The 24406-nt window shown below is 74.8% G+C and carries 22 protein-coding genes; 8 read left to right on the plus strand and 14 right to left on the minus strand.

What is annotated here, in order from left to right:
- Positions 1–1493 (plus strand): transcription termination factor Rho (gene rho, locus B351_RS0101410; protein WP_019397274.1); only part of this gene is annotated, 1493 nt, incomplete at its 5' end.
- 87 nt (positions 1494–1580) lie between these two features.
- On the opposite strand, the gene B351_RS0101415 is transcribed toward rho, so the two are convergent.
- Both B351_RS0101415 and B351_RS16015 read right to left on the minus strand, forming a co-directional pair.
- Positions 1581–2429 carry an energy transducer TonB gene (locus tag B351_RS0101415; RefSeq protein WP_083852369.1) on the minus strand — a complete coding sequence of 283 codons (849 nt, stop codon included), beginning with the start codon at positions 2427–2429 and terminating at the stop codon, positions 1581–1583.
- A gap of 91 nt (positions 2430–2520) precedes the next feature.
- Positions 2521–3378, minus strand: coding sequence for a hypothetical protein (locus B351_RS16015; protein ID WP_083852370.1), 858 nt, complete (start codon positions 3376–3378; stop codon positions 2521–2523).
- Positions 3379–3511: 133 nt separating this feature from the next.
- On the opposite strand from B351_RS16015, the gene B351_RS0101425 reads away from it, so the two are divergent.
- Positions 3512–5362, plus strand: a complete 1851-nt coding sequence (locus B351_RS0101425; protein ID WP_019397277.1) for a monovalent cation:proton antiporter-2 (CPA2) family protein — start codon at positions 3512–3514, stop codon at positions 5360–5362.
- A gap of 21 nt (positions 5363–5383) precedes the next feature.
- On the opposite strand, the gene B351_RS0101430 is transcribed toward B351_RS0101425, so the two are convergent.
- Both B351_RS0101430 and B351_RS0101435 read right to left on the minus strand, forming a co-directional pair.
- Positions 5384–8698, minus strand: coding sequence for an ankyrin repeat domain-containing protein (locus tag B351_RS0101430; RefSeq protein ID WP_019397278.1), 3315 nt, complete (start codon positions 8696–8698; stop codon positions 5384–5386).
- Entirely contained in the window at positions 8691–8948 is a 258-nt protein-coding gene (locus B351_RS0101435) for a YcgL domain-containing protein (protein WP_019397279.1), read from the minus strand. Before B351_RS0101435 ends, B351_RS0101430 begins: the two co-directional genes overlap by 8 nt.
- A 182-nt stretch (positions 8949–9130) precedes the next feature.
- On the opposite strand from B351_RS0101435, the gene B351_RS0101440 reads away from it, so the two are divergent.
- The 4 genes from B351_RS0101440 to B351_RS0101455 all read left to right on the plus strand — a co-directional run bounded on the left by B351_RS0101440 (position 9131) and on the right by B351_RS0101455 (position 13217).
- Positions 9131–10339 carry a beta-ketoacyl-[acyl-carrier-protein] synthase family protein gene (locus B351_RS0101440; protein ID WP_039730743.1) on the plus strand — a complete coding sequence of 403 codons (1209 nt, stop codon included), beginning with the start codon at positions 9131–9133 and terminating at the stop codon, positions 10337–10339.
- Complete coding sequence (locus tag B351_RS0101445; protein WP_019397281.1) at positions 10336–11115, plus strand: beta-ketoacyl synthase chain length factor; 780 nt, start codon at positions 10336–10338, stop codon at positions 11113–11115. The genes B351_RS0101440 and B351_RS0101445 overlap by 4 nt, the downstream gene beginning before the upstream one ends.
- The gene (locus B351_RS0101450; protein ID WP_026010218.1) at positions 11108–11869 is read left to right on the plus strand and encodes a glycosyltransferase family 2 protein; all 762 of its coding nucleotides are present in this window, start codon (positions 11108–11110) and stop codon (positions 11867–11869) included. Before B351_RS0101445 ends, B351_RS0101450 begins: the two co-directional genes overlap by 8 nt.
- 82 nt (positions 11870–11951) lie before the next feature.
- The gene (locus B351_RS0101455) at positions 11952–13217 is read left to right on the plus strand and encodes a cation:proton antiporter (protein ID WP_037034817.1); all 1266 of its coding nucleotides are present in this window, start codon (positions 11952–11954) and stop codon (positions 13215–13217) included.
- Between the two features lie 10 nt (positions 13218–13227).
- On the opposite strand, the gene fabG is transcribed toward B351_RS0101455, so the two are convergent.
- From fabG to B351_RS0101495, 8 genes are read right to left on the minus strand one after another with little or no spacing between them, the layout of a single operon-like run.
- The gene (fabG, locus tag B351_RS0101460) at positions 13228–13965 is read right to left on the minus strand and encodes a 3-oxoacyl-ACP reductase FabG (RefSeq protein ID WP_019397284.1); all 738 of its coding nucleotides are present in this window, start codon (positions 13963–13965) and stop codon (positions 13228–13230) included.
- A gap of 33 nt (positions 13966–13998) precedes the next feature.
- Complete coding sequence (locus B351_RS0101465; protein ID WP_156810392.1) at positions 13999–14454, minus strand: phosphotransferase; 456 nt, start codon at positions 14452–14454, stop codon at positions 13999–14001.
- A complete protein-coding gene (locus B351_RS0101470) occupies positions 14451–16793 on the minus strand; it encodes an MMPL family transporter (RefSeq protein WP_019397286.1) in 2343 nt (780 codons plus the stop codon). The genes B351_RS0101465 and B351_RS0101470 overlap by 4 nt, the downstream gene beginning before the upstream one ends.
- Before the next feature lie 6 nt (positions 16794–16799).
- Complete coding sequence (locus tag B351_RS0101475; protein WP_019397287.1) at positions 16800–17459, minus strand: LolA-related protein; 660 nt, start codon at positions 17457–17459, stop codon at positions 16800–16802.
- Positions 17374–18384, minus strand: a complete 1011-nt coding sequence (locus B351_RS0101480; RefSeq protein ID WP_019397288.1) for an acyltransferase — start codon at positions 18382–18384, stop codon at positions 17374–17376. Before B351_RS0101480 ends, B351_RS0101475 begins: the two co-directional genes overlap by 86 nt.
- Positions 18374–18667: a polyketide synthase dehydratase domain-containing protein gene (locus B351_RS0101485; RefSeq protein WP_019397289.1), complete on the minus strand. Its 294-nt coding sequence runs from the start codon at positions 18665–18667 to the stop codon at positions 18374–18376. The genes B351_RS0101480 and B351_RS0101485 overlap by 11 nt, the downstream gene beginning before the upstream one ends.
- Positions 18668–18697: 30 nt before the next feature.
- Positions 18698–19378 carry a hypothetical protein gene (locus B351_RS0101490; RefSeq protein ID WP_026010222.1) on the minus strand — a complete coding sequence of 227 codons (681 nt, stop codon included), beginning with the start codon at positions 19376–19378 and terminating at the stop codon, positions 18698–18700.
- 28 nt (positions 19379–19406) lie between these two features.
- Positions 19407–19673, minus strand: a complete 267-nt coding sequence (locus B351_RS0101495; protein ID WP_037034862.1) for a phosphopantetheine-binding protein — start codon at positions 19671–19673, stop codon at positions 19407–19409.
- Positions 19674–19898: 225 nt separating this feature from the next.
- Here B351_RS0101495 and B351_RS0101500 point away from each other — a divergent pair, with 225 nt between their 5' ends.
- Both B351_RS0101500 and B351_RS0101505 read left to right on the plus strand, forming a co-directional pair.
- Positions 19899–20915: a hypothetical protein gene (locus B351_RS0101500; RefSeq protein ID WP_019397292.1), complete on the plus strand. Its 1017-nt coding sequence runs from the start codon at positions 19899–19901 to the stop codon at positions 20913–20915.
- Between the two features lie 43 nt (positions 20916–20958).
- A complete protein-coding gene (locus tag B351_RS0101505; RefSeq protein ID WP_019397293.1) occupies positions 20959–22284 on the plus strand; it encodes a serine hydrolase in 1326 nt (441 codons plus the stop codon).
- Positions 22285–22302: 18 nt separating this feature from the next.
- Here B351_RS0101505 and B351_RS0101510 read toward each other — a convergent pair whose 3' ends face one another.
- Positions 22303–23364, minus strand: coding sequence for a patatin-like phospholipase family protein (locus B351_RS0101510; RefSeq protein ID WP_019397294.1), 1062 nt, complete (start codon positions 23362–23364; stop codon positions 22303–22305).
- A gap of 38 nt (positions 23365–23402) precedes the next feature.
- Positions 23403–24406: AMP-binding protein (locus B351_RS16020; protein ID WP_019397295.1), on the minus strand; the 1004-nt coding region annotated here is incomplete at its 5' end.

Genomic DNA, 24406 nt, shown 5'->3' on the forward strand with positions numbered 1-24406 from the left:
CGCCGCAGAGCCAGAACGGCCAGAACGGCAACGGCGGCCAGGGCGGCAACGACGGCGGCGAGCGCGAGCAGCGCGAGGGCGGCGGCCGCAACCGCCGCGAGCGCTTCCGCAACCGCCGCGAACGCCAGCGCGAGCGCTTCCGCGAGGAAGGCGGCATGCAGGACGAGGGCGGCAACGGCGGCCAGCAGAACCCGCAGCGGCCGCAGCCGAGCGTGCCCGAGGGCTTCCCGACCTACACCCTCAGCGACCTCAAGCGCATGCCCGCACACAAGCTGCTGGAGATCGCCGAGCAGCTGAACATCCACGAGGGCGTGGCCCGCGCGCGCAAGCAGGACGTGATCTTCGCCCTGCTGAAGGTGCTCACCCGCCACGGCGAGGGCGTGCAGGCCGACGGCGTGCTGGAGATCCTGCCGGACGGCTACGGCTTCCTGCGCAGCGCCGAGGCCAGCTACCTGGCCGGCCCGGACGACACCTACATCTCGCCCAGCCAGATCCGCCGCTTCAACCTGCGTACCGGCGACCACCTGTCCGGCCGCATCCGCTGGCCCAAGGACGGCGAGCGCTACTTCGCCCTGTCGGTGGTGGACACCATCAACGGCGAGCCGCTGGAGGCGAGCAAGAACAAGACCCTGTTCGAGAACCTGACCCCGCTGTTCCCGCGCCGGCGATTCCGGCTGGAGCGCGGCGACGGCTCGACCGAGGACATCACCGGCCGCATCCTCGACCTGATGGCCCCGCAGGGCAAGGGCCAGCGCTCGCTGATCGTCTCCCAGCCGAAGGCGGGCAAGACGATGATGATGCAGCAGATCGCCACCGCGATCACGACCAACCACCCGGACGTGCACCTGATCGTGCTGCTGATCGACGAGCGCCCGGAGGAAGTGACCGAGATGCAGCGCACCGTGCGCGGCGAGGTCATCTCCTCGACCTTCGACGAGCCGGCCGCGCGCCACGTGCAGGTCGCCGAGATGGTGATCGAGCGCGCCAAGCGCCTGGTCGAGCACAAGAAGGACGTGGTGATCCTGCTCGACTCGATCACCCGCCTGGCCCGCGCCTACAACAACGTGGTGCCGTCCTCGGGCAAGGTCCTGACCGGCGGCGTGGACGCCAACGCCCTGCACCGCCCGAAGCGCTTCTTCGGCGCCGCGCGCAACGTCGAGGAAGGCGGCTCGCTGACCATCATCGCCACCGCGCTGATCGACACCGGCAGCAAGATGGACGAGGTGATCTACGAGGAGTTCAAGGGCACCGGCAACTCCGAGGTGCACCTGAGCCGCCGCATCGCCGAGAAGCGCGTGTTCCCGGCCATCGACATCAACCGCTCCGGCACCCGCCGCGAGGACCTGCTGATCGAGCCGGAACTGCTGCAGAAGATCTGGATCCTGCGCAAGCTCCTGCACCCGATGGACGAGATCGGCGCGATGGAGTTCATGCTCGACAAGATGAAGAACACCAAGTCCAACGACGAGTTCTTCAGCTCGATGAAGCGCTGAAGGCCGCCCGCAAGGCGCAGCCAGGCAACACGGGAAGCCCCGCCACCGGCGGGGCTTCCTGTTTCCGTCCGGTGGCGCCGGACGGGCCTACAGGCCGCGGCCGGCCGGGGTCAGCATCACCCCGCTCCTGGCGCCCACCGCGTTCACGCTGCCACCGGCCATGGCCTCCAGCGGGCCGCCCTGTTCATCTTCCGGCACCCACGGCACCTTGCGCCGCGGGCCGGGCACGTAGGCCTGCCATTCGCCGTAGCGGTTGCGCTGGTCGAAGGTGAAGGCCAGCGGTACTCGCACCAGCCAGTACTCGCGCCCGGCCTCCGGCCCCTGGGTCGGCACGTTGAATTTCCAGCTGCGCGCGCCGCGCACGGCGGCGCGGGCGAAGATGTCGCGCCACTTGTCGGCATCGCGCTCGGGCAGGAAGTGCAGGTTGACCTGCTCGTCGGCGGCGTCCAGCACCTTGCCGTCGGGGCCGACCTTGAGCACCAGGTAGACCGTGGCCTCCACGCCGATCTCGGCGGCCGCCTCCGGGTACGGCGGCGGCGGCATCCGCGCCGCCGCCAGGTCGTAGCCACCGCCCTTCTCGACGGGGGTGAAGCTGGCCGCCTGCAGGACGATGCGCATGCCGCCGTCCGCGCTGGGCCTGGCCACCAGGTACAGGCCCATGCGGTTGCGCAGCGCCACCGGCTTGCCGTCCACCACCGGCGGGTCGAATTCCCAGCGCGGGATATGGAAATCCAGGAACCGGCGCACCTCGGCCGGCAACCGGTTGGCGCCGGTGAGTTCGTACTCCAGCGGCTTGCCTTCCGGTCCCACCACGATCGTGCCGGCGACATGGATGCCGGCTTCCGCCTCGGCCTGGCCCGGCGCCGGCTTCCTCGCCCCCAGCGCCACCGCACTGACCGCCCACAGGACACACACCAACCACCACGGACTGCGCATGTTCTCCCCTCCCCTTGGGCCTCCCCTTTGGGCCCCGGCGGAGTCTAGCGCCGTCGCGGCGTCGTCGCCGCAGGGCAGGCCGCGGGGCGGATCAGCCCCCGGCCTGGGCGACCAGCTTCAGCTGGCCGGGCGCATCCGCCACGTGCAGGGTGTTGCCGGCCAGCGACTCCAGTGGCTGGCGGACGTCGGCTTCCCCGAACCAGTCGACCTGGCGCCACGGCCCGACGACGTAGGCCTGCCACTTGCCGTACTGGTCGCCGGCGCCGGGCAGGGCGGACGGGATGTAGTGCACCGGGACGCGCAGCCGCCAGTACGGGAGCCCGGCGAGCTCGCCGCGGGTCGGCGGCTGGAACGTCCATGCGCGCGCCGCGCGCAATGCGTTGCGGGCGAACAGGTCGCGCCATTTCCCTTCGCTGCCCGCGTCGGGAATGAAATGCAGGTTGACCTGCTCGTCCACCGCCTCCACCACCTTGCCGTCGGGGCCGATCCTGAGCGCGACGTAGACCACGGCGCCGCCCCCGTCGCCGGCCGCCAGGGCCGCGCGGGGATACTCCGGCGGGATCAGCCTGCGCCTGCGCAGTTCGTATTCGGTGTCCCGGGCCGCCGGCCGGAACGAGACGCTTCCCAGTTCGAGGCGCATGCCCTCGCCCTCGGGCACCGCCCTGAGGTGGATGTCCATGAGGTTGTCCAGGGCCACCGCGCGGCCCTCCAGCATCGGCGGCTCGAACTGCCAGCGCGGGATATGCAGGTCCAGGAACCGGCGGACCCCGGCCGGCAGCCGGTCCGGATCCTTCAGCTGGTACTCGCTGGGCTTGCCGTCGGGCCCGACGACGATCCGGCCGGAAACCAGCATGCCGGCTTCGACCTGCGGCTCGCCGCCGCCCTCCGCCGCCAGCGCCAGGCCCGCAACCACCCAGAGCACGACTGCCCACCACCATGGACTGCGCATGTGGATCCCTCCCTTGGACCGGCGGCGAGGCTAGCACAGGCCCGTGCCGAACCGCCCGCGCGCACCGCGGACAGCGGCCAGTCACGTCCGGCCGCCCACGCGGCGCCATCCGCGGCGATAATCGGGCCAATCGATGGACGGCACCTTGCCCGGCAACCTGAGTTTCGAACTGGCGCTGGTGCTGCTGGCGGCTGCGATCGCGGTCGTGCCGCTGTTCCGCCGGCTGGGCCTGGTGGCGGTGCTGGCCTACCTGGCCACCGGCGTGCTGCTGGGGCCGCACGGGGTGGGCGCGGTCAGCGACCCGGAGCGGATCCTGGGCGCGTCCGAGCTGGGCGTGATCATGCTGCTGTTCGTGATCGGCCTGGAGGTGTCCCCCGCGCGCCTGGGCCTGCTGCGGCGGCCGGTGTTCGGCGCCGGGGGCGCCCAGGTGTTCGTGTCGGCGCTGTTCCTGGGCGCGGCCCTGTTCTTCTACGGCGTGCACTGGAAGGGCGCGCTGGTGGCCGGCCTCGGCCTGGCCCTGTCCTCCACCGCGGTGGGCCTGCAGATGCTGGGCGAGCGCCGCGAGCTGGGCAGCGACCACGGCCAGCTGGCATTCGCGATCCTGCTGTTCCAGGACCTGGCGGCGATCCCGCTGCTGGCGGTCATCCCGCTGCTGGGGGGTGTCAAGGACGAGAGCCTGACCTGGGCCATGGTCGGGCACGCGCTGGGCGCGCTGGCGCTGGTGTGGTTCGGCGGGCGCCTGCTGATGCGGCGCGGGCTCAAGGTGGTGGCCAGCATCCGCACCCCGGAAGTATTCACCGCCACCGCCCTGCTGGCGGTGCTGGGCAGTGCCTGGATCATGCAGCAGGCCGGGCTGAGCCCCGGCCTGGGCGCGTTCATCGCCGGCGTGCTGCTGGCCGACTCGGAGTACCGGCACGAGCTGGAATCGCAGATCGAGCCGTTCAAGGGCCTGCTGCTGGGCCTGTTCTTCATCGCCGTGGGCATGGGCATCGACCTGGACCGGATCGTCGCCGAGCCCTGGCTCATCGCCGCCGGCGTGGGCCTGCTGCTGGTGGTGAAGTTCGGCGTGCTGCTGGGCATCGGCAAGGTGGCGCGGCTGCAGCCCGGGCACGGCCTGCTGCTGGGCGGCACCCTGTGGCTGGGCGGCGAGTTCGCCTTCGTGGTGTTCCACGAGGCGCTGCGCGTGCGCCTGCTCACCACCGCCGAGTACGACCGTCTGGCGGCGGTGGTCGGTGTGTCGATGGCGCTGATGCCGCTGCTGCTGATGGCGCTGGACCGCTACCTGCACCGGCGGCGCGAGGAGCAGCCGCCGGCGCCGGCGCCGCAGTACGACAGCGCCGCGCCCGGGGTCGAGAAGCCGCAGGTGCTGATCGCCGGGGTCGGCCGCTTCGGCCAGATCGTGGCGCGGGTGCTGGCGGCGCAGAAGATCCCGTACGTGGCCCTGGACCGCAGTCCGCAACGGGTGGAGGACGTGCGCCGCAGCGGCGGCCGCATCTTCTACGGCGACCCCACCCGCTCGGACCTGCTGCGCGCCGCCGGCGCCGAGCACGTCAAGGTGTTCGTGATCTGTGCCGACGAGCCGGAGACCACGCTGCAGGCGGTGCGCCTGATCCGCCGCCAGTACCCGCAGGCGCGGGTGCTGGCGCGCGCGCGCGACCGCCAGCACGCCTGGCGGCTGATGGACCTGGGCACCGAGCCCTACCGCGAACTGCTGGGCACCAGCCTGGAAGTGGCCGGGCGGGTGCTGTGCGAGCTGGGCATGCCCGAAGCGCAGGCGGCCGAGCACGTGCGCCGCTTCCGCGCCCACGACGAGGCCCTGCTGCAGGAGCAGTACCTGGTCTACGACGACGAGGACGCGCTCAAGCGCAGTGCGCAGCAGGCACGCGCCGAGCTGGTGCGGCTGTTCGAGGCCGATGCCGGGGACCCGGCGGTCAGCCGTCCGGCGCAGGACGCGCCGCCGGCCCCGCCCTCCGACAGGGACTGAGCCGCGGCCTTGCCGGCGCGCTCAGTTGCGCGGCTGGTTGAGGAAGCGCGCCATCGACACCCCGGTGGCCTGGTGCGCGGGCACGAACTCGGCGGCCACGTCGACGAAGCCGCGCATCACCGCGATGTCGCGCGGGGTGCGGTTGAGGGTGTCGCGCAGGTCCGGGTCGGCGCCGGCGCGCAGCAGGCGCTGGACCACCGCGCGCAGGCCGTGCAGCGCCGCCAGGTGCAGCGGGCCGAAGCCGCGCGGGTCCTGCGCGTCCAGCGACACGTCCTCCTCCAGCAGGCGCTCCAGGCCGGCCAGGACCACGTTCTCGTCGCAGGCGCTGCCGGGCTCGGCGCGCGCGCCCAGCAGCAGCAGCAGCGGGGTGACCCCGCCGGCGGCCGGCTGGTCGGGCTCGGCACCGGCCAGCAGCAGGGTGTCCAGCAGCGCCAGCAGGCGCGGGCGGTCGCGCCCGGTGAAGCCGTACAGCGCGGCGCAGTGCAGCGGCGCCAGGCCCTGGCTGTCGCCGGCGGAGATATCGGCGCCGGCGGTGAGCAGGCGCGCGGCCACGTCGGCCAGGCCCAGGGCCGAGGCCAGCATCAGCACGGTGACCCCGCCCGGCAGGCGGTGCTCGAGGTCGGCGCCGGCATCCAGCAGGGCCGAGACGATGCCCAGCTGGCGCATGCTCACCGCCGCCGACAGCGGGGTGGCGCCGCTGTTGGCGGCGTGCTGCGGATTGGCGCCGCGCGCCAGCAGCAGGTCCACCACCGCGGCATGGCCGCCGCCGGCGGCGCGCAGCAGGCCGGTGCAGCTCTGGGCGTCGGTGGAGTCGACCGCGAAGCCCAGGTCCAGCAGGCGGCGCACCGCGTCGGCATCGCCGGCCATCGCCGCGGCCGGGACGTCGGCCGGGCGCAGCGGGCGCCCGGGCAGCTGCCAGCCGCGCCAGTCCAGCCAGTCGGCCAGGTCGCGGCGGCCGCTGGCCAGGGCCACGCCCAACGGGGTCTGGCCATCGGCGGCACGCGCCTCCGGCGAGGCACCCTGGGCGACCAGGCGCAGCAGCGCCGATTCGCGGCCCAGCGCAGCGGCCAGGTGCAGGGCGGTCATGCCGTGGCTGTCGCGGGCCTCGCGGTCCACGCCGGCGTCCAGCAGGGCGTCCAGCAGGCGCAGCCAGCCCAGGCGCACGGCCAGGGACAGCGCCGGGTCGCCCGCCGGCGAGGGCGCGAACGGATCGGCGCCGGCGCCGAACAGTTCCAGCGCCAGCTGTTCGTGGCCGCGGGCGGCCTCGTCGCGCTGCACGCAGGCGGCGAGGAAGCGGGCCAGGCCGCCGGCGCCGGCCGGCGAGGCACCGTGGCGCAGCAGCAGCTGGATCGCGGCGGCGGCCTCGCCGCCGCGGCCGAGCAGGGCCGACAGCACGGTATGGCCGTCGACCAGGATTTCCGGATCGGCGCCCTGCTCCAGCAGCCAGGCCAGCGCTTCCGGGCGGGCCTGCAGCTCGCGCTCGTGCAGCAGCCCGCCCAGTTCGGCCGGGCTGCACAGCCGTGCCAGCGCCGGCAGGCCGTCCATGCGCCCGGCCAGCAGGCCTTCGCGCAGCAGCGCCAGCGGCGGGCGCGCATCGGCCTCGGCCGGCGCGGCGGCCACGCTGTCGGCCACCGCCAGCGGCAGCGGGTAGCCCGGGTCGAGCGCGGCCACGATCGCCCAGCGCCCGGCCTCGGCGGCGGCGTCCACCGCGCGGCGGCCGCTGGCATCGGGCACCGCCGGATCCACGCCGGCCTGCAGCAGGCGCCGCACCAGCGGCAGCGAAGGCTGCTCGGCACTGGCCGCCAGCAGCAGCGCGTTGCGCCCGGAGGCGTCCACCGCGGCCACGTCGACCCCGATCGCCAGCAGCTGTTCCAGCACCTCGGCGTGCTGGCCGCGCGCGGCCTCCAGCCAGGGCGTGCGCCCGGCCTCGTCGGCGCGGTGCGGATCGGCGCCGGCGGCCAGCAGCGCCGCCACGATCCCGGCGTGGCCGGCCAGCGCGGCCTCGTGCAGGGCGGTGCGCCCGCCGCGGCCGGTGGCGCCCACCCGCGCCTTGAACTTCAGCAGCAGCTGCACCCCGGCCGGATCGTCCTCGTCGCCGCCGGCCGCGGCCAGCAGCGCCGGCTGGCCACCGGGCGGCTCGGGCCGGGCGCCGCGTTCGAGCAGGAACTTGGCCAGGCGCCAGTTGCCGGCGGCGCAGGCCACGCCCAGCGGCGACAGGCCGTCGTTGTTGAGCGCCTCCAGCTCGGCGCCGGCGTCGCGCAGCAGCGCGGCCACGCCGGGGTCGGTGCTGCGCGCGGCATGGTGCAGCGGGGAATTGCCTTCGGCGTCGCGGGCGCGCGGGTCGGCGCCGTTGGCCAGCAGGGTCATCACCGCCTCGGGGCGGCCGTGCCAGCTGTCGCGGGTGGCGGCCAGCAGCGGGCCGGTGCCGCCGGGCGGGTTGAGGTCGACGCCCTGGGCAATCAGCGCGCGCAGCAGGCGCAGGTCCGGCAGCACCGCGGCCAGCACCGCCAGGCTGCGGCGGTCGCGTTCATCCTCCGGCGGCGGCGCATGCGGGTCGGCACCGGCCTCCAGCAGCTGCAGGGCCTGGTCGACGCGGCCGGCGCGGGCGGCGGCGTACAGCGCCTCGGCCAGCGCGGCCGGATCTTCCGGTGCCGGCGGCAGCGGCTCCGGTTCGGCCTGCAGCAGGGTCGCGGCGAGGAAATCCAGCGGCGCGGCGCGCTCGACCGGGGCCGGGGTGCGCTGCAGCCACAGGTGCAGCGGGATCCCGGCCAGGGCCCAGGCCGCGGCCAGGCCCCAGCGCGTGGCCGGGGCCAGCAGCTGCGGCCAGGCCAGCAGCAGCCAGCCGCCCAGCACCAGGGCGATGGCCAGCGCTGCACCCAGCCCGGACCAGGTATCGGCCTGCTGCTGCGGCAGCCGGCGCCAGGACGCGCCCGGCGCGGCGCCCTCGCCCTCCACGGCGCGCCACACCGGCCAGGTGCGCCACAGTGCGAGCACCAGCAGGGCCGCCATCAGGCTGGTGCCCAGCGCGGCGCCGAGGCTGGCGTGGGCACGCAGCGCCTGCAGCGGCCAGGCCAGCAGCAGCGCCGCCAGGGCCAGCCCGGCGCCCCAGGCCAGCAACGGCCCCGGCAGCGCGGCCGGCAGTGCGCGCGGACTGGCCGGCAGCGCGCGGGTACCGCGCCACCACGACAGGCCCGCGGCCAGCAGCGCCTGCGCCAGCAGGCCGGCGACCACCGCGACCGCGCCACCGAAGCCGGCCAGCGCTGCCAGCAGCACGCCGGCCGCGAGCAGGAACGCGGCCAGCAGCGGGCGGGCGGGACGGGAAACGGGCTCAGCCATGGGCCGCGTCCGGGGTACCGGGGACCGGCGGGAACTGGATGTGGAAGCCCTGCGCGGCCAGGTTGGCGCGCACGACCGCGGCGTCGGCCCGCGCCAGGCGGCGCTCCGGGGTCAACGCGACCTCGAGGACGAATTCCAGCTGGCCAAGGCCCTGCGCCACCGCCGCGGGCAGGCGCGAGAACCCGTCGCGTTCGGCCAGGAATACGTAGGTGTCTGCTCGACGGCGGCTCTTGTAGACGTAGGCTTGCATGCGCGCGGTCGCGCCCGGCCCCGGGGGAAACGTAAGAACCTCGGGATTGTGGAGGAAATGTCGCAGGTGCGGAAGCGCGGCAATGCCTGGGGCATCGTTCATCCTGGTGAAGCCGGCCGGCACGCGGCGGCAACAGGCGCAGTGGCTATACTCCCGCGCCTCCTGCCCGCCAGTCGCTGCCCTTGCTCACGCACTCCCGTCCGGCGCCCGTCGCGCCCGTGGCCATCACCGCCTTCACCGCCACCACCGCGCTTGGCGCCGGGCTGCAGGCGCAGCACGAGGCGCTCGTGCAGCGCCGTGGCGGACTGCGCCGCAACGACCTGCCGGGGCGGCCGCTGGAGTGCTGGATCGGCCGGGTCGAGGGCGTGGAAACGGTGGAACTGCCGGCGGCGCTGGAAGGCTGGCAGTCGCGCAACCACCGCCTGGCCTGGCTGGGCCTGCAGCAGGACGGCTTCCTCGAGGCCGCGCGCGAGGCCGTGGCGCGCCATGGTGCGGCGCGGGTGGCGGTGGTGATCGGCACTTCCACCTCCAGCATCGGCGAAACCGAGGAGGCCTATACCCGGCTGGAGGACGGCCGCTTCCCGGCCGACCTGGCGCGGCTGAAGGTGCACTGCCCGGACGCCGCCTCCGGTTTCGTGGGCGCGGCCACCGGCGCCGCCGGCCCGACCCTCACCGTGGCCACCGCCTGCTCCTCCAGCGCCAAGGTGTTCGCCCATGCCGCGCGCCTGATGCAGGCCGGCCTCGCCGATGCAGCCATCGTCGGCGGCGTGGACACCCTGTGCGGCAGCGTGCTGTACGGCTTCAACGCGCTGCAGCTGGTCTCGGCGCAGCCCTGCCGGCCGTTCGACGCCGCGCGCGACGGTTTGTCGCTGGGCGAGGCCGCCGGCTTCGCCCTGCTCGAACGCCAGGCCGAACCCGCCCGCGTGCGCGCCTGGCTGTCCGGCTACGGCGAATCCTCCGACGCCTACCACATGTCCTCGCCGCACCCGGAAGGCCTGGGCGCGCGGCGGGCGATGCAGGACGCGCTGGCGCGTGCCGGCCTGGCGCCGGACGACATCGGCTACCTGAGCCTGCACGGCACCGCCACCCCGGCCAACGACAGCGTCGAGGCGGCGGCGGTGGCGGCGCTGTTCCCGCCAACCCTGCATGCCAGCTCGACCAAGGGCTGGACCGGCCATACCCTGGGCGCGGCCGGCATCGTCGAGTCCGCGTTCGCGCTGCTGGCGCTGGAGCACGGGCTGTTGCCGGGCACCCTCAACAGCGCCGTGCCCGACCCGGTGTGCGGCCCGCAGATCCGTTTCGACAATGCCCGCGCCGACATCGCCCATGCGATGAACAACGCCTTCGGCTTCGGCGGCAACAACTGTTCGCTGGTGTTCTCGCGCCCATGACCACGCCCCTCACCGCCGCGATCGAAGGCATCGGCCTGTGGGCCCCGGGCGTCCCGTCCTGGGAGGCCTTCGTCGGCCTGCACCGCGGCGCCGCGGCGCCGGAAGCGGCGCCCGCGCGGCCGGCACCCACGCTGCTGCCGCCCAACGAGCGCCGGCGCGCGCCGGACACGGTGCTGGTCGCGCTGCAGGCGGCCCAGGCCGCGTACGAGGCCGCCGGCCGCGACCCGGCCAGCCTGCCCTCGGTGTTCACCTCCACCTACGGCGAGCTGGCGATCACCGACAACATGTGCGCCACCCTGGCGCGCGCCCCCACCGAGGTCTCGCCGACCCGCTTCCACAATTCCGTGCACAACGCCGCCGCCGGCTACTGGACCATCGGCACCGGGGCGATGGAGCCGGCCACCGCGATCAGCGCCGGCCAAGCCAGCTTCGCCATGGGCCTGGTGGAGGCGCTGGCGCAGCTGGAGGCCGGGGCGCAGGCGGTGCTCCTCGTCGCCTACGACGGCCCGGCGGTGGGCCCGCTCAACGATGTGCTGGACAGCCAGGGCCTGCTTGGCGTGGCCCTGGTGCTGGCGCGGCCGGCGGCCGGCGACCGCCTGCGCCTGTCGCTGCAACCGGGCGAGGCCACGCCCGCGGCGCCGCCGGCCGCGGTGGCCGCCGGCAACGCCATGGCCCCGGCGCTGGTGCTGCTGGAGGCGATCGCCGCCGACGCCGCGCAAGCGGTGGTGGCCGCCGGCGACGGCCGCGGCCTGCGCATCGGGCTGGGCCATGGCTGATCCGCGCAGGACCGCAGTGGTGATCCCGGCCCTCAACGAAGTGCTGCGGATCCGCGACGTCGTCACCCAGACCCTGGCGCACTGCCCATGGGTGATCGTGGTCGACGACGGCTCCACCGACGGCACCGCCGAGCGCCTGCGCGACCTGCCGGTGACCGTGCTGCGCCACGGCCTGCGCCGCGGCAAGGGCGCGGCCCTGCGCACCGGTTTCGCCGAGGCGCTGGCGCGTGGCGCCACCGGGGTGCTGACCATCGACGGCGACGGCCAGCACGACCCCTCCGACCTGCCGCGCCTGCTGGCCGCGGCGGCGCGCCACCCCAACCACATCATCATCGGCGCGCGCCTGCGCCACCGCGCCGCGGCCCCACGCCTGCGGCGCATGGCCAATGCCTTCGGCGACTGGGGCGTGAGCTGGGGCGCCGGCTACCGCATCGCCGACAGCCAGAGCGGCCAGCGCTACTACCCGGCGGCGGTGGTCGCGCTGCAGGACGTGCCCGGCGAGGACTTCGTGTTCGAGGCGCAGCTGCTGATCTCCGCCTCGCGCCAGCTGGGCATCCGCAGCGTGGCGGTGCCGGTGGAGACCCGCTACCGCGGCCAGGACGGCGGCCCGCTGCGGCGCAGCCATTTCCGCCCGCTGCGCGACCTGTACCGGATCACCTCGCACGTGGTGCGCCAGGTGCTGGCCCATGGCGACGTGTGGCGCGAGTATGCGCGGGTGCGCGCCCAGGTGCCGCAGATCGACACCACTCCCTGAAGCGGACCGTTTCACGGCCAACCGTGTTTGGCCCGCGGCCGCGTGCGGGCTATAAGGGCCTGTCCGCGCACGGGGAGTAGCGATGACGGGGTTGCTGCTGTTCCAGATCGCCATCGTCCTGGTGGCCGCACGGGCCTGCGGCGTGCTGCTCGCGCGCCTGGGCCAGCCGCCGGTGATCGGCGAGATGGCCGCCGGCATCCTGCTGGGCCCGGTGGTGTTCGGCGCGGCCATGCCCGAACTGCACGCCGCGCTGTTCCCGGCCGCCTCGCTGCCCGGGCTGTCGGCGCTGGCAACCCTGGGCCTGGTGCTCTTCATGTTCGTCATCGGCGTGGAGATGCGCGCGCCGGAAGGCGCGCGTGCGCAGGTGCTGGCCGCGGCGCGGGTGGCCGGGCTGTCGGCGCTGCTGCCGTTCCTGCTGGCGCTGGCGGCGGCGCCGCTGCTGCACGGGATGCTGGCGCCGGAAGGCGTGGCCTTCTGGCCGTTCGCGCTGTACCTGGGCGTGGCCCTGTCGGTGACCGCGTTCCCGGTGCTGGCGCGGATCCTCAAGGACCGGCGCATGCAGCACACCGCGGTCGGGCGGCTGGCGCTGTCGGCGGCGGCGCTGCTGGACGTGGGCGCATGGATCGCGCTGGCGCTGCTGGTGGCGCTGACCGGCGGCGACGGCTATGCCGGCCTGGCCCGCACCCTGGCCGGCCTGGCCCTGCTGCTGGTGCTGGTGTTCGGCCTGCTCAAGCCGCTGTTCGCGGCGATGCTGCGCCGGCATGCCAGCGATGGCCGCCCATCCGGCACGGTGCTGGCGGCGCTGCTGGTGGGCCTGTTCGCCTGCGCCGCGGCCACCGAGTGGCTGCAGCTGCACGCGGTATTCGGCGCGTTCCTGTTCGGCGCCTGCCTGCCGCGCGACGACCGCCTGATGCACGCCCTGGTCGAGCGCATCGAGCACCTGGCCCTGGTCCTGCTGATGCCGCTGTTCTTCGCCGTGGCCGGCATGGGCACCACCGCCGACGCGTTCACCGCCACCGGCGCCGGGGCGCTGCTGCTGATCCTCGGCGTGGCGGTGCTGGGCAAGCTCGCCGGCGGCGGCCTGGGCGCGCGCCTGTCCGGCTATCCGCTGCGCGACAGCTTGGCGGTGGGTTCGCTGATGAACGCGCGCGGCATGATCGAGCTGATCGTGATGAAGGTCGGCCTGGATGCCGGCCTGATCGGCCCGGAGCTGTTCACCCTGCTGTTGCTGGTGGCGCTGTGCACCACGCTGATGACCGGGCCGTTGCTGGCCCTGCTGGCGCGGCGCGATGCGCGCGCCGGGGTGGAGGCCGCGGCGGCCACGCCGCAGGACGGGGGCGGCACCTGAGGGCAGGCCTTCAGCCCATGCCGCCGTTGACCCCGATCACCTGGCCGTTGACGTAGCCGGCCGCCTCCGAGCACAGGAAGGCGACCAGCGCCGCCACTTCCTCCGGGCGCCCGGCGCGCGCGGCCGGCACCATCTGCCGGATCGCCTCGGGGCTGAACGTGCCGGCGGTCATCGAGCCTTCGATCACGCCCGGCGCCACGACGTTCACCGTGATCCCGCGGCTGCCCATCTCCCGCGCCAGCGACTTGCTGGCGCCGTGCAGCGCGGCCTTGGCCGCGGCGTAGTTGGTCTGGCCGCGGTTGCCCAGCACCGCCGCCACCGAGGACACGCTGACGATCCGGCCCCAGCGCCCGCGCGCCATCGGCAGCAGCAGCGGCCGGGTGACGTGGAAGAAGCCGTGCAGGGAGACGTCGATCACCCGCTGCCACTGCGCAGCGCTCATCCCGGCCATGGGCGCGTCGTCGTGGATGCCGGCGTTGTTGACCAGCACGTCGATCCGGCCCTCGGCCAGCAGGGCCTCGATCGCCGCGCCGGTGGCGGCGCCGTCGGCCACGTCGAAGGCCACCGCCCGGGCGCTGCCGCCGCGTTCGCGGATCGCCGCGGCCACCACCTCGGCGCGGGCCAGGTTGGTATTGGCGTGGACGATCACCGCCATGCCGGCATCGGCCAGGGCATGGCAGATCGCGCCACCGATGTCGCCGCTGCCGCCGGTGACCAGGGCGCGGCGCTTGGGAGTCGTCAGGTCCATCGCGGCATTTTGCCAGCGCGCGCGGCGCTGGCGTCAGCCACCAGCCAGCGCGCTGCCGAGCATGGCCGCGGCGCGACCGCTGGCGATGACCTGGCCGCCATGCAGGATGCGGAACGCATACTGCTGGCTGGCCTCGCTGGCGGCCAGCAGTTCCGCCTCGCATTCCAGCGCCCCGGGCAGGTCATCGATGCGGGCAACCGCCAGTTCGATCCCGTGCAACGCCACCAGCACGCCCGGCGCGGCGCGCCCCCCTTCCGTGCCGGCCAGCAGTCCGCCATGCACGGCCATGGCCTGGGCGCCGTACTCGCACAGCGCCAGCGCCGGCAGGCGTCCACGCGCGCGCAGCGGATGCGCCGGATCGCGGTGGTTCCAGGCGCGCACGCGGATGCTGCGCGCGTCCCAGGCCAGCACTTCGTCCCACAGGCACATCGCACCCTGGTGGGGCACCAGGGCGAGGATGCCCGCGCGGCCGGGCAACGGTCGGCTCATCGGGTTTCCTCCGCGGGGCTGCGCGCCACCAGCACCGCCAGCACGAAGTTGCCGACCACGCCCAGGGCCACGGTGCTGCCGATCGCGCGCAGCACCGGGATCGAGGACAGCGCCAGCAGGCCAAACACCAGGGCGGTGGTCAGGCTGCACACGATCACCGCGTGCAGGGTGCGCAGCTGGTCGGCGCGGTCGTCGCCGGCATGGTCGAAGAACAGGGCGTAGTCCAGGCCCAGGCCGGCGGCGAGGATCAGCGAGACCAGGTGGAACAGGTTCAGCTCGACGCCGCAGCCGCGCAGCACGGCCAGGATCAGCAGGGTGGTCAGGGCCATCGGCGCCAGCACCCGCAGCACGCGGCGGCGGTCGCGCAGCGCGGCCACGACCACGCCGGCCAGCAGCAGCGCCGCCACCGCCAGCGCGCCCAGCAGGCGCAGCCGCCACTGCGCCACCAGCGATTCGGAGGCCTGCTTGAGGTCCAGCAGCTGCGCGCCGGTGCCGGCCACTGCATCGGCCACGGCCTGCGGATCGGCAAGGCCCGACAGCGACACCAGCGCGGTGGCGTGGTCCTCGCCACGCACCAGCAGGCCGCCGACCGCCAGTTCCAGCGGCGTGCCGGCCAGGTCGTCCACGCCCAGCGGCGGCGCAGCGCGGGCGGCGGCCACGTCCCCGAGGAAGGGCTCGAAGGCATCGGGCAGGAACGGCGAACCGTCCAGTGCCTCTTCCAACGAGGCGCGCAGCGTGTCCGCGTCGGGCAGTCGCGCCTGGCGCGCACGTTGCAGGGCGGCGCTGGGCAGGTAGCGCGCGGCCAGGTCGTAGCCGGCCAGCACGCCGCGTGCCTGCAGTTCCCGCAGCGCGGGCAGCAACTGCTCGGAGCGCTGCAGCGCGCTTTCCACGTCCACGTCCTGGATCGCCAGCATGTAGCGCACGTCCGGCGCCCCCAGCTCGGCGCGCAACTGCGCGTCGCGCTGCAGGTCGGCCGGCGGCACCGGGGTCAGGCGCGACAGGTCGTTCTCCCAGAACGGACCAGGCGCGAACAGCGCCACCGCCGCGGCGGCGACCGCCAGCGCGGCCAGGCTGCGGCGCGGACGCGGCAGGTTGGCGAGGCCGCGCCAGAGGCGTGCCAGGCGTGCCGAATCGGCCGGGTCGCGGCGCGCCGGCGTCACCAGCCGCGGCAGCAGCCAGCGGGTCGAGGCGGCGGCCACGCCCAGGCCGGCGATGGTGAACACCGCCAGCTGCTGCAGGCCCTGCACGCCGGAGAACAGGAAGGTCGCGTAGGCGATGCAGGTGGCCAGCACGCCGGTGACCAGGGTCGGCCACAGCGCGCGCACGCTGGCCACCGGCGATTGTCCGGGACGCAGGTGGCTGAAGAAGTGGATCGGATAGTCCTGGGCCACGCCGATGAGGGTGAAGCCGAAGGCCACGGTGATGCCGTGCACGCCGTCGAACAGCAGTGCCACCGCCCCCAGGCCAGCCAGGCCGCCACTGGCCAGCGGCAGCGCGCCCAGCAGCGGGATGCTCCAGCGCCGGTAGGCCAGGCCCAGCAACAGCAGCAGGCCGACGGTGTCGACCGTGCCGATCCACGAGACCTCGCGCTCGGTGCGCTCGCGGATGGCCACGGCGAAAGCGCCGGGGCCGCTCATCTCCAGCCGGGTCGCCGCGCCTTCGGGGCGACTGGCTTCGAACGCGGCCTGGATCGCCGCCACCGCCGCCTGCTGGGCGGCGCTGTCGAAGCCGGCAGCGGTGGTCTGCACCAGCAGCAGGGCCCGTTCCCCGGCCTGGTCGAACCACACGCCGTGGCGGCGCCGGGGCGCCTGCGCCGGCTGCCAGGCCTCGGCCAGGCGCAGGATTTCCAGGGTGGGGTCGGAGGGCAGCAGCGGCTCGACCAGGTCGGCCGCCGGCGAACCAAGGTCCTGCAGCCGCTGCTCCAGTTCCTCGCGCAGGGTCCCCGCATCCAGCGACTGCGCCTGCGGCGCGGGCGAGAGCAGGTAGCGGTACGGGCGCAGGCCTTCGGGCACCGCCTCCAGGCCGGCGTCCTCGCCGTTGGCGACCAGCGCGATCCCGGGCCGCGCGGCCAGCTCCACCGCCAGCGCGCGCGAATGCGCGGCCAAAGTCCCGTCGTCGGCGCCGGACAGGGCCAGCAGCAGCAGGCGCGAGCCCGGGCCCTCGCCCAGCTCGTCCACCAGCAGCACCTGCGCCGGCGTGCGCGGGCTGGGCAGGAAGCGGCGCAGGTCCTCCTCCATCCGCAGTCCACGCGACAGCAGCCAGCCGCCCAGCGCCAGCAGCGCCACCCAGCCCAGCAGCAGGGCCAGGCGCGCGCGGCCGCGCGGTTCGCGGAAACCCATGCGCGCTTACTCCGTGGCGCCGTGGCAGAGCGCGGCCAGGGCCTGCGCGTCCTCGACCCCGGCCGCGGCCGCGGCGGCGCCGGCCATCAGCGTGCGCTGCGGCTCGCCGCGCACCGGATGGCTTTCCACGCACAGCAGTTCGGCGTTTCGGCCATGCACCTCGATCCGGGCCAGCGAACGCGCCAGCTTCGGGTCGCGCGGCTGCAGGCGCAGGGTCCAGGCCTGCAGGGTGCCGGCGGACTGCACCTGGTAGGTGCGCTGCAGGCGCTCCAGGTCGCCCGCCAGCAGCGCGCCGAAGCCGTCCTGGATCGCCTCCAGCTCCGGCACCTGCTGCAGCGACACCCGCCGCGGCGCGCGCCCGGCACGCTCGATCACCGCCTCGCCGGCGGCCAGCGTGGTGGTTTCCGCGTACGGCACCCGCACCTCGCGCACCAGGCGGCCGTCGGCCTCGCGACGGTACTGGCCCTCGATGCGTAGCGGCTTGCGCAGCATCGCCGACTGCCGCACCTCCACGAACCCGGTGTGGCTGGGCGCCGGCTGCGCCACCGCGCGCAGGATCGCCGCCGGGGCCGGCGCGGTCTCAGCGGCTGCCGGCAGCGCGGTCGCGCATGCCAGCAGCAGGGCCGGCAGCAGGCGCCGCGGCGCCGGTCGGGAGGGATGCGTCATCGTCGTTCCAGAAGTCGAAGAAGTTGAACCAGTTGTACTCGGCACCGCGGGCGTAGTGCTCCAGGCGCGCGGCATAGGCCGCCACCTGTTGCCGCAACCACTCCGCGCGCCCTTCGCGCCCCGGCGGCGGCGTGGCCACCGGATCGAGGAAAGGCTCGAAGCACAGTTCGTAGCGGTTGCCGCCGCGGTACAGGCCGAAGCACAGCAGCACCGGTGCGTGCAGCGCCAGCGCCAGCCGCCACGGCGTCAGCGGCAGCCGCGCCGGGTGGCCGAGGAAGGACACGGCCACGGTTTCCTCGTGGCCATGGACGCGGTCGACCAGCAGCGCGACCAGGGCGCCCTGCTGCAGCGCGTGCTGGATCTCCAGCGCGATCGCCGGTCCGGGCAGGGCGCCGTCGATCACCCCGGCGGCCAGCGCCGGGTCCAGCGAATCGAACACTTCGGTCAGCACCGGGTTCTGGCCGCGGTCCAGCACGATCCGCACCTGCAGCCCGGGGCGCCGCCGCGACAGCACCCGCAGCGCGTCGAAGCTGCCCAGGTGCGAGCCGAACAGCAGCGCGCCGCGGCCCTGGTCCAGCAACGCCTCCAGGTGCTCCAGGCCATGCACGTCGATGTCGAACACCTCCATGCGCCCGCCCAGCAGGAACACCCGGTCCAGGATCGTGGCCGAGAAGGTGTGGATGTGCCGCGCCACCTGCCACAGCGAGGCGCGGCGGCCGCGCACCCGCGACAGCCAGGAGCGCGAGGCGCGGCGCTCGGCGCCACGCATGCACAGGAAGTAGGCCACGATCGGGTACAGGCACAGCCGCGCCAGGCCGCGGCCGCCGCCGCGGGCGATCCCGAGGATCAGCCGGATCATGGCCCGGTTGCCGCCCTCCGGGCGCTGCTTCCACGCCGCCGTGGGCTTGCCCGGCTCAGCGGCCATCGCCGGCCTCCGCGCGCAACTGGCCGCTGGCCAGCACGGTGTCGCCGCGGCGCACCTGGAAGCGCCAGGCCGGCGGTGCGCCGTCCAGCACCACCTCGGCCTCCTCGCCGGGCAGCAGCGGATGCAGGAACTTCACCTGCGGCAATTGCAGCGGCCCCTGCGTGCCATGGGCGGCTTCCACCGCCTCCAGCACGCGCTCGAGCAGGACCACGCCGGGCACCAGCGGGCGCCCGGGGAAATGCCCGTCCAGGCACGGATCATCGGCGGGAATGGTGAAACGCATCGGCAAAGGATAGCCCGCCGCGGCCGCGGCTCAGCCCAGCAGGTCGCGCCAGAACTTCGGCCCCAGGGCCGCCATCTGGCGCAGGAAGTCCAGGCCGTTGCGGTAGGGCTGGCGCGGGAAGCGGCGCTTGCGCCAGGCGAATTCGCCGAGCATGAAGCCGCCGACCACGCCGTAGTTGAGCAGGTTGGCGAACCAGGACCAGGCCTGCGGCGAAACCGCCAGCGGCGGCGTGCGCCCCAGGGCATGCAGCACCCCGCCCGGCTCCGCCCACAGCGCCAGCAGCGCATTGGCCACGGTCAGCAGGGCCAGCACCCCGGCCCAGCCGACGGTGAGCCGGCGCGCGTAGGTTTCCAGTTCGGCGGTCATCGGCTGCCCGGCGCGCTCGTGCAGCGCGCGCACGATGCGCGCGATCAGCGGCACCCGCCCGCCCCACAGGCTGCGAGCGAACCACCACGCCAGCCAGCCGGTGAACAGCACCGGCGGTGCAAGCAGCAGCAGCTGCGGCCAGGGGCCGCCGTCGAGCCGGGCCAGGCCGGCCAGCAGCAGCCCCAGCAGGGCCAGGGCCCAAAGCCGCCGCCTCAGCAGCGGCGCGGCCAGCAGCAGCAGGACCAGGTCGGCCAGGGCGAAGCTGGCCCAGGGCCCACCGCGGGTGGTGGCGGCATGGGCCAGGAACGGATAGGCCACGCACAACAGCAGCTGCAGCGGCAGCAGCAGGGCCGGCGCGGCGCCGCGCGGGGTCTCAGCCGGCGCGCTGGGACTGCACATGTGCCGCCAGCGCGCGCAGCGAGGCGAAGATGCGGTGGTTGTCCTCGCCGTCCGAGCGCAGCTGCACGCCGTAACGCTTGGCCACCGCCAGCGACAACTCCAGCGCGTCGATCGAGTCCAGCCCCAGGCCGTCGTTGAACAGCGGCGCTTCCGGGTCGATCCCGTGCGGATCGACGCCCTCCAGGTTGAGGCACTCCACCAGGAGTTCGGCCAGTTCGCGCTCGGCTTCGGTCTGCGGCATTGCTTTGTCCACGGTCATGCAGGGCCGGCAACGATCCGGCATTGGCCGTTCCCGCGCAAGCCCGCGAAGGCCCAAGCGCGGGCCTGACGGGCCTCGCGCTATCATGTGCGCCCTTCCAGCAATGCCCGGTTTCCAGCGCATGACCGAGAACGACCCGACGGCCCCTCCGACCGCGCCGACGGCGCCCGCGGAGGAGGCAGGCGTGGTCGCGCCGGGAGGCCGGCCGTGAGCCGCCCGCTGCCGCTGCCCGGTTCCGACGCCTGCCTGCGGGTCGGCTACGCCCCGGCCCACACCCTGCAGGCGCAGCTGGACGACCCGCGGACCCTGGCCGTGTTCGGCTTCGGCGCCGGCGCGGCGGCGCATGCCGACCCGCGCTACCTGCGCGTGCCCCTGCAGCCGCTGCAGGACGAGGCGGTGATCGAGGTGTGGCGCGCCGCCGGCCCGGTCAGCCACGGCCGCCAGGGCGAAGTGGCCTGGGCCAGCGACGGCCGCCTGCTGTTCGGCGCCGTGGAAGTGGCCGAGCCGGACGGCGGCGACATCGAGGCCGCCGCGCGCCAGGCCTACCTGTGCATGGGCGCGTTCCTCGCCGCCGCCCCCGCCGGCCACCTGCTGCGGGTGTGGAACTACATGGACGCCATCACTCTGGGCGAGGGCGACGAGGAGCGCTACCGCCGCTTCTGCGTCGGCCGCGTCGCCGGCCTCGGCCAGCTCGACGCCACCCGCCTGCCGGCCGCCACCGCAATCGGCCGCTGCGACGGCCGCCGCGTGCTGCAGGTGTACTGGCTGGCCGCCGCCGGTCCCGGCACCCCGCTGGAGAATCCGCGCCAGGTCAGCGCCTACCGCTACCCGCGCCAGTACGGGCCGCAGCCGCCGAGCTTCGCCCGCGCCATGCTGCCGCCCACCGGCAGCGACATGCCGCTGCTGCTGTCCGGCACCGCCGCCATCGTCGGCCATGCCTCGCAGCACGCCGGCTCGGTCGAAGCCCAGGTGGACGAGACCCTGGCCAACATCGGCGTGCTGATCGCCTCGGCACGCCGGATCCGGCCCTCGCTGCCGCCCGCGCCGGACGCGGCCACCCCGCTGAAGGCCTACGTGCGCCACCCCGGGGACGCCGCGGCGGTGGCCGCGCGCCTGGACCAGCACCTGGGGCGGCAGGTGCCGCGCCTGCTGCTGCACGCCCAGGTCTGCCGCCGCGAACTGCTGGTGGAGATCGACGGCGCCCACGGCGTGCCGCTGGTCTGAACCCGACCCCGGGGCGTTGCAGCCCGGTGGTGCGCGTGGCCTGATGGCGGGCATCGTCCGCCACCGGGAGATCGCCATGCCGCGCCTGCGCGCCTGCCTGTCCGCCCTGCTCCTTGCCTGCGCCTTCGCCGCCGGCGCCACCCCGCCCGGCTTCGACGGCCGCGCCGGGGTCGCCCGCGTCGACCAGGCGCGCATCGACGCGGCGCTTTCCGGGCTGGTCGACTCCGGCCAGATCGTGGGCGTCTCCGCCCTGGTCTGGCAGGACGGGCGCGAGGCCTACTTCGGCGCCTTCGGCCTGGCCGACCGCGAGGCCGCGCGACCGATGGCGCGCGACACCCTGGTGCAGATCTTCTCGATGACCAAGCCGGTCACCGGCGTGGCCCTGATGCAGCTGTACGAGCAGGGCCGCTTCGGCCTGGACGACCCGGTCGCGCGCTACCTGCCCGAGTTCGCCGCGACCCGGGTCTACGGCGGCACCGATGCCCAGGGCCAACCGCTGCTGCTGGAGCCGCGGCGGCCGATCACGATCCGCGACCTGCTGCGCCACACCGCGGGCATGGCCGGCGGCGACGCGCCCGAACCGGTGGGCGGCTACTACCGCGCCGCCGATCCGGACAACCTCGACAACACCCTGGAGGAAGCCGTGCGGCGCATGGCCGGGGTGCCGCTGCTGTACCAGCCGGGCGAGCAGTGGCTGTACTCGCCGGCGGTGGACGTGCAGGCGCGCCTGGTCGAGGTGCTGTCGGGCATGCCGTTCGGGCAGTACCTGCAGCGCCACGTGTTCGGCCCGCTGAAGATGAAGGACACCCGCTACACCCTGCGTCCGCAGGACCGGCCGCGCATGGCCGCGCTGTACCGGCGCAGCGACGACGGCGTGCTGACCCGCATCCCGGACGAACAGGCCTATGCCCTCAACGGCCGCCAGCGCAGGCTCACCCCGGGCAGCTGGGGCCTGGTCTCCAGCCTCGACGACTACATGCGCTTCGCGCGCATGCTGCTGGGCGGCGGCGAGCTGGACGGGGTGCGGGTGCTGCAGCCGGCCACGGTGCGGCTGATGGCGACCGACGCGCTGCCGGCCGCGGTCGGCCCGGGCGAGCGCTCGTGGCTGCCGAGCAAGGGCCAGGTCGGCTTCGGCATCGACTTCGCCGTGCGCGTGGCACCGCCGGCCGATGCGGAGGAAGCTTCCGGCGAGGTCGGTGAGTTCTTCTGGGACGGGGTGGCCAATACCCTGTTCTGGGTGGACCCGGCCAACCAGCTGGCGGCGGTGCTGTTCGCGCAGTGGCTGCCGTTCGGCAAGGTGCCGCTGCACAAGGCCTTCCGCGACGCGGTCTACGCCGACGATTCCTCCGCCGCCGCGCCGCGGCCGTAGCCGCGCGCGCCGGCGCGCTCAGTTGGCCGCCGGGATGCAGTCACCCTGGTCGCGGCCCAGGCCGAAGCGCGGACGCGGCTTGCACGGCGGCAGCTGCGGCGCCTGCGCGGCGGCCCGCTTCGCCGCCTCGGCGCGCGCGGCCTGCAGGCGCTGCGCCTTGAACTTGTCCAGCGCCGCGCGGATCTGCGGCAACGCCGCCAGCGCGGCCTTCTCGCCCTCGAGGATGGCCTGGTTGCGGCGGGTGAAGTCGGCCGAGCCGTAGTCGAGCACGTTCGGGCGGATCACCATGTCGGCGCGCGCCAGCTCCTGCTCGCCCAGGCGCTGGCCCATGATCGAGATCGACTGGTTGACGATGCCCAGCATGCCGTCCGGGCGCTTGCCGGTGGCCTTGCTGGAAATGTCCACGGCGATGACGAAGTCGGCGCCCAGCTGGCGCGCCGCGTCCACCGGCACCGGGCTGACCACGCCGCCGTCCACGTACTGGTACTGGCCGATGGTCACCGGCTCGAACACGCCGGGGACGCTGCTGGAGGCGCGCACCGCCTGGCCAGTGTTGCCACGCACGAACACGGTGCGCTCGCCGGTCTCCAGGCGGGTGGCGACCGCGGCGAACGGCTTGCGCAGGCGCTCGATCGGGCGCTTGCCGACCTGCGCGTTGACGTAGTCCTGCAGGGCCACGCCCTGGATCAGGCCGCCGGAGAACAGGCGCACGTCGCGGATCTTGGCCTCGTCCAGCGCCACCGCCTTCTCCTGCAGCTGGAACGGGTCCATGCCGCCGGCGTAGAGCGCGCCGACCACGCTGCCGGCGCTGGTGCCCGCGACCACGTCCGGGGCCAGGCCGTTGGCCTCCAGCATCTTGATCACGCCGATGTGGGCGAAGCCCTTGGCCGCGCCACCGCCCAGGGCCAGGCCGATCTTCGGCGGCGGCAGCACCGGGTCGGGCACGACCGGCGCCACCGGCTGCGGCGGGGTCGGGCGGGTGTTGTCGCCACCGCAGGCCGCCAGCAGCACGCCGGCCAGCAGCGGCAGCAGCAGGCGCCAGCGGCGCGGGCGGGAACGACGGGAAGCAGGCTGGTTCACGGCGGGACTACGGGAGCGGACGGGATTGCGGGGCGATTCTAGGCCGCGTTGCCTGAGCCGGACCCGACGACCCGGGCACCCGGGCCGGCCAGCGCCTCCAGCACCGACTCGCGGCACAGCTTGCCGGTGGCGTTGCGCGGCAGCGCCGGCAGCAGGCGCACCTTGCGCGGCAGGAACACCGGGTCGACCGTGGCGCGCAGCGCGGCGACGATGTCCGCCGGCGCCAGGCCGGGGGCCACCGCCAGCGCGGCGATCCGCCCCACCCCGCCCTCGCGCTCCGGCTCCAGCTGCACCACCACGCCGTCCTCCACGCCCGGCACGGCCAGCAGGCGGCGGGTGAGATCGCCCAGCGAGGCGCGCTTGCCGGCGATTTCCAGCAGGTCGGCCTGGCGCCCGCACAGGCGGAAGCGGCCATCGGGCATGACCTCGAAGATGTCGGCCAGCACCACCGGCGCCGGCAGGTGCGGTGCGTGCACCAGGGTGCCGTCCGGCTGCGGCGCCAGGCGCACGCCCGGCAGCGGCGTCCACAGCGGGTCGCGCGCGGTGCGGCGGCGCGCGAACACACAGGTCTCGGTGGAGCCGAACACCTCGCGCACCTCGGCGCCGTAGCGGTCCTCGGCCTCGGCCGCCAGTTCCTGCGGCAGCGGCGCGGTCGCCGAGACGATCCCGGCCAGCGCCGGCAACGCCACGCCCGAGCGCAGCAGCGCGCGCAGGTGTACCGGGGTGGTCACCAGGATGCGCGGGCCGCAGGCCTGTTCCAGCGCCTCGGCCACGTCCGCCGGCAGCAGCGGGCGGCCGGCATGCACCGCCGCGCCGCCCAGCAGCGGCAGCAGCACGCTCATCTCCATGCCGTACATGTGTTGCGGCGGCACCGTGGCCACCACCTGCGGCTGGCGCCCGCCCCACAGGTCGGCCAGTGCCGCCAGGTTCTGCGCGGTGCCGGTGGCGAAGCCGGCCCAGGTCTTGGCATGCGCCTGCGGGCGGCCGGTGCTGCCGGAGGTGTAGCCGATCGCGGCCAGGTCGCCGCTGCGTACCCGCGGCG

The sequence above is a fragment of the Pseudoxanthomonas sp. GW2 genome (assembly GCF_000283075.1).
Classification (GTDB): Bacteria; Pseudomonadota; Gammaproteobacteria; order Xanthomonadales; family Xanthomonadaceae; genus Pseudoxanthomonas.